The following is a 13733-nucleotide window of genomic DNA, read 5'->3' on the forward strand; positions in this document are numbered from 1 at the left end:
GATCCGCGAAAAGACTTGACTACCATAATTATATAGCTATCAAATGGGTTCTATAGACGATCTCCCCTAACCAACTTTTTTTAAGGGGGAAATCTCTCGCCAATTTTTGAGTATTTCATATAATGAATATTTATATTATAGGGTGCGTTATCTGAGAATAATAAGAGATTATTTTCGATGCACTTACTGTCTCGAAAACTTTTTTGCGTGGATATAAAATCAACGATATTTTTTCCGCAATTTATCCTATTCTCAATTTATTTTATTGGTAACTACAATCAAATTATACAAATTGAATTGGTAATAAATAGCAAAAATAGCCCAATAATAATTTACTGAAAGTAATCAATAAATCAAGAATCTAACTATTATGATTGACTTTACTGTAGCAATCTGTACTTATAATGGGGAAAACCGTATTTCTGATGTCTTGGAAAAACTTCGAGAATGTATAAAAGACACAATAAATCAGAAACAAAAAATTTCTTGGGAAATTATTATTATTGATAACAATAGTAATGATAATACTGCCAAAATCATAAAAAAATATCAGTCTGAATGGGATGAAAATTATCCAATTAAATATTTCTTTGAAGCACGACAAGGATTGGCTTTTGCCAGGAAATGTGCAATCAAAAAAGCTCAAAGCGAGTTGATTGGTTTTCTTGATGACGACAACTTACCTTTTCCGAATTGGGTAACAGCAGCTTATACCTTTGGCAAATCTCATCCTAAAGTCGGTGCCTACGGTGGTCAGTCTCATGGGATATTTGAAGTGACTCCACCACCAAATTTTGAAAGAGTCGCCACCTTTTTTGCTCTGAAAAAAGCAGAAAAGGCATTTTGTTACAACGAGAAATATAAATCTGTTTATCAACGACTTTACCCTGCTGGTGCAGGAATAGTTATTCGTAAACAAGCTTGGTTAGAAAGTGTTCCTGAAACTGTTTGCCTTCCACAGACTGCAGAAGATTTGGAAATGCTATCACATATCAGAAATAATGGTTGGGAGATTTGGTTTATTCCAGAAATGGAAATTGAACACAAAATATATAAATATCGTCTGGAAAAAGATTATTTAATTAAGTTTTTCCGCTCAAATGGTTTAACTCGATATCAAACCAGAATGTTAAATTATTCTCAATGGCAAAAGCCATTAGTAATACCATTTTATCTAATTAATGATTTGAAAAAAATAATTGTTCATCTGCTAAAATATCACTCGGTTTTTCAGACTGATATTATTGCTGTTGGTGAACTAAACCTATTATTGAGTATTTTTTACAACCCCATACATAATTTCTGGCAATATCTGAGAAAGTCCGAAAAAAATATCCTCAAATTAGCATTGTCTATATTGAAGAGTCAAAAAATAATTTCTGCTGAACCTCTAAGGAAAATACATAGAACAGAGTTTTAATGTGAAAACTAAATTTATAGTGTTTAAAAATACTTTATTTGAGATTACAACTACCAATATATAGGTTGAATTAATGTTGTTACAAACTGATATGTCTACTAATCAAACCATTAAGCATTCTAATGGTTTTGCCATTAAACAAACTTTGCATGAATCTCTCAAAAACCTGGGAAATTTTGAACAATGTGCTTTATTACAATATCCTCGTCATATCAATATTGGAGACCATCTAATTTGGTTGGGGACTGTCTTTTATTTAACTAATGTACTCAAGACAAAAATAACTTATGCTTCCAGCTTGGAAAATTTTTCTCAAGCTGAGATGGATGAAAAAATTGGTGATTTTCCAATTATTTTGCATGGTGGAGGAAATTTTGGGGATATCTGGTATAAGGATCAAAAATTCCGTGAATATGTGATTTCTCAAAATCATCATCGCCAGATTATTGTGATGCCACAAACTATTTATTTTCAGAATAAAAGTTATTTGGAAAAATCGGCAAAGGTTTTTAATTCTCATCCAAATTTAACTTTATGTGTGCGCGATCGCTACAGTTATGATTTTGCTATCAAGTATTTTGATAACTGTCGAATTATTCTCGCTCCCGATATGGCTTTTCAAATGGCAGGAATGCCTTGTTTTTCTGTTCCTAGAAATCCTGAAAATTCTATTTTGTATCTTAACAGAACAGATAAAGAATTAAATCAAGGTTTTTTAGCAGAATTAATGAAAATTCCTAATTTGGTAGTTGCTGATTGGATTTCTTATGAGCAAAAATGGATTCTGGGAAATGCTAATTCTCGATTGAGACAAATATTTGCTCAACTTTATCGAGAAGTTTGGCAAAGGGGTTTGGCAACACCCCAAGAATTCATAGATAGACGAATTTGGTTGAAAACTGCTACAGAAAATATTGATTTTAATTCTGTGGATAATCCATCTATGCACCGTCTTTCTTTAAGTTTTCTCCATAGTGGAATTTATCAGCTTCAGAAGTATCGTTTGATTATTACTAATCGTTTACATGGTCATATTCTCTGTGTACTTTTGAATATACCCCATATATTTCTACCAAATTCTTATCACAAAAATCAATCCTTTTATGAGACTTGGAGTTATGATATTCCTTTTTGTAGATTCGTTTCAGATATTACTCAGATTGAAGCGAATGTTCAAGAACTTTTGGTATCCGAGCGACTTAAAAAGTAGGAATGATTGACTTATTATCCCTGATGATTTTTACTTTTTCTTGGAGCTATGGCTTCAATAATTAATAATTATAGCGCTACGCGCTAGGGAATAGGGAATAGGGAATAGGGAATAGTAAACTATCAAAGGGTTTCAGGATTTAGAAATGTCCTAACCTGAATGAGTAGCCCTATAACAATTAATAATTAATTATTACATCAAATCTGGTTAATTCGGTATAAAAAAATTTTTCATCTTCAGCTAAAGAGGAAATCTTTCTAAATTCTCTTTGCTCCTGACTCCTGATTCCTAGATTAACTATCTAATTATACCAATGCTACCGGATTTAATATTACCCCTTCTTATAAAGAAGAAGATTGGCTAAAAGGAATTTGTTTTCTTCATATAAGATTTTTTCATACTCTTGATAACAACTTGAATGCTAGTAGACGTATATTAATTATGGTAGAGACTCAAGTTTAAGACAAACTAAATTGGAAAATGCTTTGTAACTATTAACTAAAGATATCAAAAGTAGACAAGAAGAATGCGAGCGCTTATTTTATCAAGATTTGTGAGACTCTCACAAAGATTAGTAGAATTTCCAGTAGGGCGATCGCTCACCCCATTACCAGACTTGTACTTAGGAGTTTTTCTGGCGATGGCTAGGTACTAAACCTGTAGCAACTTCACCGATACTGAATGAGGAAAATACTTAGTTGATTGAGCTTTTTTGCTTTTTAAAAGCTTGAAAATTACCAGTATTTTGGGGGGTGTGTTAACCTCTCTTGCCCTCATGAATATAATCTAGCTAATACTAATTAAGTATGACAACCCCTTTTGGCAGACTTTACCAAATCTTTAAATATTGTGGGAAAAATACGATTTAATTTAATGCTGTTTGAACAGAGAGATTTTTATATTAGTGTATTTTTTATTACATATAACTAAGTATAAAAAATATTGCAGATTAGATACTAATCCCTAGTTGATTACTCCAAAATACGATATATGTATGAGAAATCAGGAAAAAAAGCTCGATCTAGATTTTGATCTACAAAGCTACCTCATCGTGGGCAAACAATTAACTGATGTGACGAAAATGTTGATACGGGAATAAAAGCAGCTTTAAGACAAAATCTATATTTGTTGTAAAGTTGCTATGAGATCATTGACAAGTTGAAATGAATTTGCTAAGAAGCTGTTTGAGAAGTGCTGCATGGAACCGATGAATCATAAAAACTTAACCCCCCTGCCCCTCTTCCCTACAAAGTAATGGGGGTTTCAAAGCCTCTCTCCTCGCAGGAGAGAGGTTTGGAGAGAGGTTTTTATAAGTTTACAAACAGTTTCTAAACCGAATACTATCTTCTCAACTGGGATTATACATATCTATTGAAGATAGAAATCTTGAGTCAAGTCCACTTTGAACTAAAATATAAAATTTCGGTAAAGTCTGTCTACAATCATTGACAACTTGGGATGAATTTGCTAAAAAAACTACTATCTACTCAATTCTGAAAATCTCGGTAATATGACTTACTCACGCAAAGCTGGGTTTCTACGAGAAATTATTGGTTCAGAATTGTCTTGACAAACTTTAGCTATTTCCCTACGCAATGTCATATTCTTTTTAGAGTTATCTTGAACCTAGGGAAAAATATAAGTGGTACTATATAGGTAAATTATAGTATCCGACATTCCTATACCAGTTGGTGGTTTGAGCATATGTTAAGTTTAATATTTGCGATCGCTTATCAGCTAAATAAACTAAAATCAACGTTTAAAAAATTCCCTAATATTAACGACAAAACTTCTTTACTCCCCACACTCCACTTCTTTCAGCAAGCCCTAATTATCAATTATTAATTATTAATTATTAATTATTAATTATCAATATACTTCTGCCACATTTGCTCGTAAGCGTTTTCCATTTCGCGGGTAAATTGTTTGGCATTCCACAACGGAGCAGTTTGCTTTGACTTTCTCAACTTCCAGGATATCTCCTGACGTAATTTTTCATCTTTCCCTAATCTAATTCCCCACTCCACATATTCTTCATCACTCCAAGCAATACCTTCAGTGATGCCAGCATTTATCATCATGGTGTAGCTATTGCGTGCTGCAAATTGTTGACCAACCCGCGTTACCATTGGGATGCACATCCAGAGAGTTTCTAGAGTAGTTGTTGCACCGTTGTAGGGATAAGTATCCAAAACAATATCAGCAATACCTAAGTTAGCTCTGTGAATTTCTTCTCGAGCTACTTCTTCTATCGGAATTAGGCGATCGCTACTAATACCCTCTGACTCAGCAACATCTATCAGCAATTCAGATAAAACGTCTGAGTCACCAAATTTTTTAAACAAGAAGTAACTATTGGGAACTTCTTTGAGAATTTTCATTTGCAGTCTGGCAGTATCGGGGTTAAATTTATAACCTCTTTGAGCAGTAAAATAAACCACTGCATCACTAGGAATACCTAAATCTTCTCGTTTCAGACTGGGTATGTTTACCTCAAAACCATCTACAGCAACATAAGTTTGAGGTAGTCGCCAAATTTTATGGGGGTAATAATCTTGAGCATTTTCTGGCAAAACATAAGGATCGGCAATATAGTAATCAATTGTTGGTATTCCTGAAGCATCCCAACCTAACCATGTTGCTTGAATAGGTGCTGCTTTCATTGCCATAATCGAACAACTATTAGTTAATGTTGTACTATCTAAATCAATTAAAATATCAATTTCATCTTCATAAATATCTTCTGCTACTTCTGTACTGACAATACCGTAAACATGAGCTTTAGTAGCTTGATTAACATACCATTGTTGTAGAGAATCGTTGCGGTTTTCTGCTCCTTGTAAATAGGCATAAATTTCAAATTTTTCTCGATTATGATACTTAAATAGCCATCGGGCAATCCATCCTACAGAATGTCTTCTCAAACAGTGGGATAAATATCCTATTTTCAAAGGCTTTGTCTGTGAACTGACATTATTTTTCTTGTTTAATCTCTGACTATATTTACTTGTTTGCTCCTGACAAGCTGTTTCTAAATTTAGCTGACAGATTTGTGCTAACTGACTACGAATTTTGAGATTTTTTTCTGGGTAGTCTCTAACATAAGGGAAGAAAAAACCCATATTATACAAACGCATGGCAACTGTACCCAGTTTTTCTGGAGGTTCTGCTGCTAGAGCTTGTATTAAAGACTCTTGTCGCTCTAGTGTTTCTTTAACTTTTTGATCTGCACCTCTTGAGGTTATTAAAGCTCGACAAACCTGGAAATGAGAGATTACTTTTTCATGTATATCTGTAGATAAAGAGTAGGATTTTTCTGCATATTCAATTGCTAAAGCATAATCAGTTAATTCTACACAAAACTGTGCCACAGTTCTCAATAACTCTCGATTCTCTGGAGCGACATCTAATAGCAATTCTGCATATTTTCTAGCAACTCCTACTGCTGCGAAAGAATATGCAATTTGATATATAGGTGGAATTAGAGAGTTGACAAGGGTATTCCGATTTTCTATTCGAGGAACAGCAACTGTGGCAAATTCTATGGATGATAAACTTTTAGGGTCATAAACTAATAGCTTTTTTAATATGTGCAGCAATAAATTTTGCTCAAGTTCTATAGTTGTATTATTTTCTAATAGCTCAATTATTCTATACTCTTTTAGTTGTTCTCCTGTATAGTTTTTGAGAGCAATAGATAAATCAATTGACTGTAATAAATTATTAATATCATTGGGGTGAATTTCCCGAATGTGTTGTCTGATGACCCAAGCGACAGAGCCATTCTGTTTTGTTAGTTGTCTATTTGCTTCTGTTGCCAATACTTCTACTAATTCTTCTGTCCACAACTCAATCTCTTCTGCTTCTCCATCTGCCATACCTAATAGCCAAGTTGTTTGTGCTTCTTCTTCTTGCCCTTCCAAGAGTAACATTAATCCCAATTGCCAATAGTATGATTTATTTTGTGGATTTGCATTTATGGCTTTTTCATAAAGGTTAATAGCTTTGGCATAATTGCTGTTCACTAAATATTTATTTGCCTGTTGTTGCCAATCACTAGGTAATTCATCAGAAATCATCAGAACATACATTAATAATTTACAAAATAATAGGTAGCGCAGATAACGCTACCTTTAAGTTTTTGGAGTTAAAGGCTAAAGTTACAGAGGCGTTGTAAAATTAGTAACATCGGCACAATTAGCCTCAGGAGCGACAGTATCTTCTGGAGCTGGCCCCTGACAGATAATTGTTTGGGAAGTTAATGCTTCCCCTGCCAGTGTCAGATACACTGACGATGCAAATCCAGCGAGACCAGTAGCACCTTCTTTTGTCCAAGCTGCAGCACCTATTTCCCTTGTATCAGCCCCAACTTGGTCTGTATTAGCACTAATAGCATAGGTATAATTACCCGTAGCAGTTTTAATACCTAAACCGAGCAGTCCTATCTTCTCTTCAATTGCACCAGTAACAAAACCACCTTTCTCCGCGTAATAAGCTTGCTGACCTTTATTAATAGAAGCCAAATACTGCTTTGCTTCCGACTGCTTCGCTTTGTTAGCTTGGTTTAAGAAAGAAGGCAACGCAATAGCAGACAAAATACCGATAATGATGATAACCACCAACAATTCAATCAGAGTGAAACCCTCTTCCTTTCTCTTCTTAGCAACGTGCTGTAAGAACTTAGCCTTAAATTCAGTTTTCATTTTTTCTCCTATAAAAATTGGACTAATAATTTTTATCCCATGAATCTAACTTACCCACCTTGCCAAAAATTCATATCATCCCCCAGGAATTTTTTTTTTCGGTGGTAGTAGTAGCGCGTCTAGACTCAAATTGTGGGTAAAAAACCTAACCCCCCAACCCCCTTCCCTGCAAGGGAAGGGGGGGCATTTCTTCCCTCTCCTTGCAGGAGAGGGGTCGGGGGAGAGGTCTTCCGGGATAGTAAAACTTACCCACATTTTCAAGCTAGACGCCCTAGTAGGTTGGGTTGAGGGACGAAACCCAACACCATTAACTCAAAACCAATAAAGGTTTGTTGGGTTTATCTTTCAGATAAGCTTCGCTAACAATATTGTTATACAAGGGCTTACTGAACTGACACACCCAAAATGGTGCGTTACGACGGATTGTTAAATGCCCTTCACAACGAGTAATTTTGGCCGTCTTTTCATGTCCCTCTGCGAAACGCACCCTACGGGACTAAGCTTGGGTAGTCCTGCATGGTAATGGTGAGGATATATATTTTTTAATTTCTCCGACACTCCCCATCTCCCCATCCCCCCATCTCCGATACTCCCCATCTCCGAATCTCCCTAAACTCCCGGTGCTTCCTTTACCATTACTATGCACCACCACCTAAGCTTGTAGTTAGCCCCTCAATTCTCCTTGGGCTAAAGCCCAACTACAAACAAAGACTTAAAAGCTTATTTCTCCTAACTAGGTCTCACCTTCACCCCTACTTTCAAACCCAAAGATTCTAGTAATTTCCGCAAAAGATTAAATTCTATTTCACCCGTTTCTTTAAGTTTTTCGTCAAATCTTGCAAGGTTGTCATAAACATCATCAGAAACAAAATTAAATCCTCTTCTGGCCTCTATTACATTAGAGAAAGCTTTTTTTATCATTTTTGGATCGCTTTCTTTTAACACAACCTCAAGATAAACTGCTGCTTCTGAAGGTTCTTTTAAAGATTGAATTAATTCGGTATGATAACTAATACTCCTAGGCATTTTCACGACTCCTATAATCTTGCCAATAGTTTTGAAGCTCAATGGTGCGTTACGACGGATTGTTCAATACCTTTCATTGTGAGTGATTAATGCAGTCTAACGCACCCTACTGGATCTAATTAGGCTCGTAGTAGTAGATATCTAGACTAAAATTGTGGGTAAAAAAACCTAACCCCCCAACCCCCTTCCCTACCAGGGAAGGGGGAGAAGACTTCCCCCCTCTCCTTGCAGGAGAGGGGTCGGGGGAGAGGTCTTCATTGACTCAAATTTACCCACATTTTAAAGCTAGACAAGCTACTACTAACGTTCCAAAAGTACATAAAGAAATGGATCTAAAGTATCCAATAATTCCTTAACTTCCTCCCAACCTCTTTCCAGACTCACATTTTCCAGAGTAATAGGGTCTAATGGTCTAATCTTGACCAACCGTTCTACCAAAGATTCAATAGTACAAACCCCATCCCACAGAGGGAGCAGACAAACAGCCATACTACTATCTATATGAATAGGTGATAAGGTGGGCAACTTCACATAATTACTAATTTCAAAAGGTTTATGGTTATTGATACAGTTAATCAAATCCTCCCTAGCTTGAGAATTTCGTAACTGAGGATGAAGATGTACCTTGGCCTTTTGCCAGTCATAGTCAGTCCATTCAGAAACTGGCACAAAAGATTGACCTTTTTGGGGATGACCACACCAAAAGTCCAACAAGCGGTGCATCGGTTGTAAAAGTTCAAATAAATGCAGTCGTTCCTCAACAGAAATTTCTGGTAAACTCATGCCTAAAAAAGCTGGCAATTCATCCTCACTTTTAAACAAATCTAAAATTTCCCACTGTCGCCATTTCACCATACTAATAAATTCCAAACCAGCACTTTTTAAAGCAGCAAAAATTTCTGGAATTGTATAACCTTTATCTCCCAGTAATAAATAATTACTCAGTATCCATTCTTCATTTTTTGCCCTTTCCGGCTTCCAAACTTGCCGTTTAAGAGTAATTGAGTCTTTCAAAGCATCCAAAGTTTCTCGTGCTAGTTCCATCTCCATTTCTCCAGGATTTTCATTCATTAATCCCATCATTTGAAAAACTTCTTGCACCTTAAAATAGTTATGACGTTGGAGAGAACTATGGAGATTTGTTCTAATAATTCCATCAGGTTTTAAAACAGATTTCATTCCCTGCAAACCAGCAACTATATCCGGCAATAAATACAGAACTTCATCACAATTAATATAGTCAAACTCTAAACCTAAACTTGGCAGTTCTTCTATAAGCAAAACATGAAATTCGGCATTATCAAAACCATGATATTTCAGACGTTGCCGAGCTAATTCTACAGATTTTTCGGAAATATCAATCCCGACTATTTTTGCCTCTGGATTTGCTTCTGCTAATACTAATGCCTTATAACCACTGCCACATCCCGCATCTAAAATTATCTTACCTTCAGTTTCTATTACCTTTTGATTTCTCAGATAATATGGTGTGACAAGATTATGAATAAAAAGTGATTCATAGTCATCCTTAGGAGATTTTTCTACAGGTATTCTGGGATAAGTTACAAAATCAAATTGTTGACGAATTTTTGCTTGTAATTCCGATTCGGGATGATTCATTTCAGTTATCAGTTATAGCGCTAGGGAATAGGGAATAGGGAATAGGGAATAGAGAATAGTAAACTGTCAAAGGATTTCAGGATTTAGAAATTTCCTAATCTTTGCTTCGAGTGCTATATCAGTTATCAGTACCTTTGGTTCAGCCATAGTCTTGAGATACGTATGGTGGATATTTTTTTCATCCCTTTGAAAGGGAGGCTTTGAGACCTTATTTTTTGGTCAGAACAGTTTTAGGAAGTTTATTTACTATAGCCATTTTGAGTTGAATTTGGTAGTTATATTTCTGAGAGAATATTTATAGCAATACTAAATAGGTTGTAACATTTTATAAATGCGGCGTTTGGTTTCCAAATCCCATTTTCCCTTCGGGAGAGGAGACCAAACCCCTACAGTTTTTTCACAAATCATTTAGGATTGCTATACCTTAACATCGTAAGTTATGAACAATAAAATAATTTTCATTATCAAAGTCCTAATTCTTTCTGCGGGACTTTCTCTACTAATCAAATATGGTGGCCCTTATCTATCCATTCCCTCCACGGCCATTAATGCTCTAATTGCTGTACTTATCCCCCCAATATTTATAGGAATATTATTAGGATGGCAACTTTTGCAGCAAGTTGAGAATGTAGAGTAAGCGATCGCTCATATCAAAACAAACATTAAATTAAATAGACTTCTTGCAAAAATTTTAATTAAATCAATTAAAGATATGTAATCAATAATTTCATGCCTCTATTGCCTATTCCATGACTTCTGCAAGAAGTCTAATATATTCTCAATTCAATCTCAAACAAATACTATTTATTCAGGATTAACCAACCAAATATACCCAAGGAAAAAAGTTTTTTACAGCATTAAATAAACGAGTATCAGCAGTATAAAAATCTGCCGATAATTGTTCTGCAAGAGCAAGATAATGAGCATCATAAGCTGCTGGAAGTGTTAAATTTTGAGCTAAACTCAAAGCACGTCGATGCAAACTAGCATTACCATGAAGGATAATTTCTAAATTCAAAATATATTCCAAAGCTTCTGTTGCTTCTTCTGAAGTCAATAAATCAGAAATAACGTAGCGATGAAAAGCATTAGTTACCTCGTAATAAAATAAAGTAGGAGCAATTTTAGAATAGCCTTGCAATTCCCACTCAGTCCATAGGTTACTAAAACTAGGTACTTCAGTACCACTAATTGCTAGCCTAATAATAAAACTTGCATCTATGCAAATTATTTTTTTTGTCATTCCTTCTCTCTATCCGGAAAGCAAACTTTCATTAATTGCTCTGTACGTTCTTCTCTCATTTTGATAATCAATTCTTCAGGAGTTATTTCTAATTCTTTTTTACTCCAACGCTTTTGTATTCTATCTCCTAATTCTTGGAGTTTTTGCAATGTGTTTTGCTTTTGATATTTACCCTGAAGTTCAGTTTCTAATAAAATTCGTTCTTCTGCTGGAAGAGAACGAATAATTTTAGCTAAAGTTTGTACTAATTCAACATTCATAATCAATATATAATTTCTGAGTTTTCAATGAGTTACAGTTGAATTGTTATCCAATACGGCTTTTACATCTAAATAACTATCTTTTAACTCTAGTGTATTCCCACCAAGATAAGGATCTATTATTTCTAAGTCTTGAATCACATCTTGGCTTTCATAAATAATTGCATTTAGGAAACTAATTAGAATATCTTTACTCTCAGTCGAGCCAAATATTTTCTTAAAAGCAAAATCTGTCTTAGGACTAATAAATTTCATGGCAAATAATAAAAATATCTTTTAACAAGATACAAGCAACCTAGAATAGAAGTAAGGTAAAATATAACCCATATATTTTCAATTTATACTTTAACTCTAATTCCTGTGAACCTAGGTAATTGGATTGGTCTATTTACCATCCTGGCTTCTATATACATATTGTGGCAAATTCGTCAATTACTATTGTTAGTATTTACTGCAGTAGTAATTGCTACTACTCTTAATAAACTATCCAGGTGGCTCCAACGTTTCCGAATTAAGCGACCACTCGCTGTATTAATCTCGGTCAGCTTATTTATTCTACTAATTGCTACCTTTTTCTGGGTAATTGTTCCCCCTTTAGCAGAGCAGTTTCAACAATTAATAACTATTGTCCCCCTGGGAATTAATAAATTAAATGATTGGCTGAATATACTTAAAGATCAATTACCCAATCAACTCAGAGAACAATTACCAAATATTGATATTAATCAAGTTATTCCCCAACTACAACCAATATTTAATCAATTAATTAATAATGCTGGAGCATTTGTTGGTAATACTTTTGGCATATTTCTGAGCTTTCTACTAATTCTAGTTTTAACCATAATGATGTTGGCAGATCCAATCTCTTATCGTCAAGGGTTTATCAAGTTATTTCCCTCCTTTTATCGGCAACGAGTAAACTTAATTTTAGATAGTTGTGAAATAGCTTTGGGAGGATGGGTAATTGGTTCTTTATTTAATATGAGTGTAATTGCTTTACTCAGTTTTATCGGTTTATCTATATTGAAAATTCCCCTGGCTTCAGCTCAAGCTGTTTTGGCAGGATTACTAACTTTAATGCCACATATTGGAGCGACTATAAGTGTGATTCCTCCAATGGCGATCGCTCTTTTATACTCACCTTTAAAATCTGCTTTAGTTTTACTTATTTACATTCTCATTCAACAAATTGAAAGTAATATTTTAAATCCTTACTTGATAGCAAGAAAAGTTTCTTTGTTACCTGCCATTACATTAATTGCTCAAGTATTTTTTGCTAGCTTTTTTGGATTTTCCGGACTTTTACTAGCTTTACCTCTAACAATTATTTGTCAAGTCTGGATGAAGGAATTATTAATTAAAGATATTCTTGATAACTGGCAAGTTGAAAATTTCCCTCCTCAAAGAGATAATATTGATGCTCTGTCTAAAACAACAAATGTTGTAGAAGAAAAAATTGATTCAGAAATAGAAAAAATAGCAGAAAACCTCAGCGAAGATTCTTCTGAATCTAGGGTCGCTCATTCAGAAGAAACCTCTGAATCATCCGAAAAAATATAGTAAGCATTCAGCTATTAGTGGTTATATCTCAGGTTTTGAATATTAAAATGACTACTAAGGTTAGTTGATAACTAATTTGATTCGTAACTTGATGATTTTTATTGGAGACTAATTCCTCATAAAGGTAACAATGAGTGAATAACTTGTAGATAAAAACTAATAACTTAAGGCTGAATTCTTAGCAAATATTTTAAATTTTTGACTTATTACTTAATACTATAGCAATCCGATTTTATTGTAATCATTCAGCTATTAGCTGTCAGCTTTCAGCAATAAAACCTCAACCTTAAGGAGAAAGTTTAAATGAATACCAACTTGAAAACTGGCTTCTATAGTAAAATTTAATTCTGAATAATAAAGCTTTTATTAGCAAAACTAAAAGCAAGAGCTGTTAACGCAGTTCCTCCTGCGGAGGCTAGCTTATAGCTGACGGCTGAATGCTTACATTTTATTTGTGTACAAAAATCTTACCTAAACTGTTTAATTCTTTAATTATTAATTGTTAATTATTAATTATTAATTATTGAACGCTTTTAGGGAACAGGCGTTAGTTTCAGTTTTTTTATCTACTTCTTGATTTATCACAACCTATGCGCGGATTGCTATATTTCTTTGTAATAATGCCCTGAATAATTATCTATCAAATCTGATTGTGCATTCACCAATAACTTCTGTTTATTCAGTCCAACTT

Annotated in this window: 12 protein-coding genes and 1 pseudogene; 5 read left to right on the forward strand and 8 right to left on the reverse strand. The window is 34.3% G+C overall.

All coding sequences use genetic code 11. The features are described from left to right. Positions 1-370: 370 nt before the first annotated feature. From hpsE to ACP6PM_RS05825, 3 genes are all read left to right on the forward strand, one after another. Positions 371-1420 (forward strand): hormogonium polysaccharide biosynthesis glycosyltransferase HpsE, encoded by a 1050-nt coding sequence (hpsE, locus tag ACP6PM_RS05815; protein WP_426582698.1) that lies wholly within the window; start codon positions 371-373, stop codon positions 1418-1420. Positions 1421-1493: 73 nt separating this feature from the next. After that, complete coding sequence (locus ACP6PM_RS05820) at positions 1494-2630, forward strand: polysaccharide pyruvyl transferase family protein (RefSeq protein ID WP_426582700.1); 1137 nt, start codon at positions 1494-1496, stop codon at positions 2628-2630. A 526-nt stretch (positions 2631-3156) separates the two neighbouring features. Then, a complete protein-coding gene (locus tag ACP6PM_RS05825; protein WP_426582702.1) occupies positions 3157-3285 on the forward strand; it encodes a hypothetical protein in 129 nt (42 codons plus the stop codon). A 1207-nt stretch (positions 3286-4492) separates the two neighbouring features. Here the strand turns inward: ACP6PM_RS05825 and ACP6PM_RS05830 are convergent. The 5 genes from ACP6PM_RS05830 to ACP6PM_RS05850 form a co-directional block, all read right to left on the reverse strand. After that, the gene (locus ACP6PM_RS05830; protein WP_426582704.1) at positions 4493-6721 is read right to left on the reverse strand and encodes an O-linked N-acetylglucosamine transferase, SPINDLY family protein; all 2229 of its coding nucleotides are present in this window, start codon (positions 6719-6721) and stop codon (positions 4493-4495) included. A 69-nt stretch (positions 6722-6790) separates the two neighbouring features. Further along, a complete protein-coding gene (locus ACP6PM_RS05835) occupies positions 6791-7333 on the reverse strand; it encodes a type IV pilin-like G/H family protein (protein ID WP_426582706.1) in 543 nt (180 codons plus the stop codon). Between the two features lie 307 nt (positions 7334-7640). Next, the gene (locus ACP6PM_RS05840; protein ID WP_161565010.1) at positions 7641-7820 is read right to left on the reverse strand and encodes a hypothetical protein; all 180 of its coding nucleotides are present in this window, start codon (positions 7818-7820) and stop codon (positions 7641-7643) included. Between the two features lie 242 nt (positions 7821-8062). Further along, on the reverse strand, positions 8063-8359 hold the full coding sequence (locus tag ACP6PM_RS05845; RefSeq protein ID WP_426582708.1) for a helix-turn-helix domain-containing transcriptional regulator: 297 nt from the start codon (positions 8357-8359) through the stop codon (positions 8063-8065). Between the two features lie 300 nt (positions 8360-8659). After that, complete coding sequence (locus tag ACP6PM_RS05850; protein WP_426582710.1) at positions 8660-9979, reverse strand: class I SAM-dependent methyltransferase; 1320 nt, start codon at positions 9977-9979, stop codon at positions 8660-8662. A 439-nt stretch (positions 9980-10418) separates the two neighbouring features. Between ACP6PM_RS05850 and ACP6PM_RS05855 the strand changes: the two genes are divergently transcribed. Next, positions 10419-10616 carry a hypothetical protein gene (locus tag ACP6PM_RS05855; protein ID WP_426582712.1) on the forward strand — a complete coding sequence of 66 codons (198 nt, stop codon included), beginning with the start codon at positions 10419-10421 and terminating at the stop codon, positions 10614-10616. Between the two features lie 177 nt (positions 10617-10793). Here ACP6PM_RS05855 and ACP6PM_RS05860 read toward each other — a convergent pair whose 3' ends face one another. The 3 genes and pseudogenes from ACP6PM_RS05860 to ACP6PM_RS05870 form a co-directional block, all read right to left on the reverse strand. Next, positions 10794-11222, reverse strand: a complete 429-nt coding sequence (locus ACP6PM_RS05860; protein WP_426582714.1) for a type II toxin-antitoxin system VapC family toxin — start codon at positions 11220-11222, stop codon at positions 10794-10796. Next, positions 11219-11482, reverse strand: a complete 264-nt coding sequence (locus ACP6PM_RS05865; protein ID WP_426582716.1) for a hypothetical protein — start codon at positions 11480-11482, stop codon at positions 11219-11221. Before ACP6PM_RS05865 ends, ACP6PM_RS05860 begins: the two co-directional genes overlap by 4 nt. A gap of 33 nt (positions 11483-11515) precedes the next feature. After that, positions 11516-11737: pseudogene (locus tag ACP6PM_RS05870) on the reverse strand (Rpn family recombination-promoting nuclease/putative transposase); the annotation flags it as partial. Positions 11738-11842: 105 nt separating this feature from the next. On the opposite strand from ACP6PM_RS05870, the gene ACP6PM_RS05875 reads away from it, so the two are divergent. Beyond that, on the forward strand, positions 11843-13042 hold the full coding sequence (locus tag ACP6PM_RS05875; RefSeq protein WP_426582718.1) for an AI-2E family transporter: 1200 nt from the start codon (positions 11843-11845) through the stop codon (positions 13040-13042). The last annotated feature ends 691 nt before the right edge of the window (positions 13043-13733 follow it).

This window comes from Dapis brunnea BLCC-M229 (assembly GCF_050015995.1).
Lineage (GTDB): Bacteria > Cyanobacteriota > Cyanobacteriia > Cyanobacteriales > Microcoleaceae > Trichodesmium.

Excerpts from the sequence above, each read along its gene's own strand:
- hpsE (WP_426582698.1), top strand. The coding sequence starts at position 371 with ATGATTGACTTTACTGTAGCAATCTGTACTTATAATGGGGAAAACCGT.
- ACP6PM_RS05820 (WP_426582700.1), top strand. The coding sequence starts at position 1,494 with ATGTTGTTACAAACTGATATGTCTACTAATCAAACCATTAAGCATTCT.
- ACP6PM_RS05825 (WP_426582702.1), top strand. The coding sequence starts at position 3,157 with ATGCGAGCGCTTATTTTATCAAGATTTGTGAGACTCTCACAAAGATTA.
- ACP6PM_RS05830 (WP_426582704.1), bottom strand. The coding sequence starts at position 6,721 with ATGTATGTTCTGATGATTTCTGATGAATTACCTAGTGATTGGCAACAA.
- ACP6PM_RS05835 (WP_426582706.1), bottom strand. The coding sequence starts at position 7,333 with ATGAAAACTGAATTTAAGGCTAAGTTCTTACAGCACGTTGCTAAGAAG.
- ACP6PM_RS05845 (WP_426582708.1), bottom strand. The coding sequence starts at position 8,359 with ATGCCTAGGAGTATTAGTTATCATACCGAATTAATTCAATCTTTAAAA.
- ACP6PM_RS05850 (WP_426582710.1), bottom strand. The coding sequence starts at position 9,979 with ATGAATCATCCCGAATCGGAATTACAAGCAAAAATTCGTCAACAATTT.
- ACP6PM_RS05855 (WP_426582712.1), top strand. The coding sequence starts at position 10,419 with ATGAACAATAAAATAATTTTCATTATCAAAGTCCTAATTCTTTCTGCG.
- ACP6PM_RS05860 (WP_426582714.1), bottom strand. The coding sequence starts at position 11,222 with ATGACAAAAAAAATAATTTGCATAGATGCAAGTTTTATTATTAGGCTA.
- ACP6PM_RS05865 (WP_426582716.1), bottom strand. The coding sequence starts at position 11,482 with ATGAATGTTGAATTAGTACAAACTTTAGCTAAAATTATTCGTTCTCTT.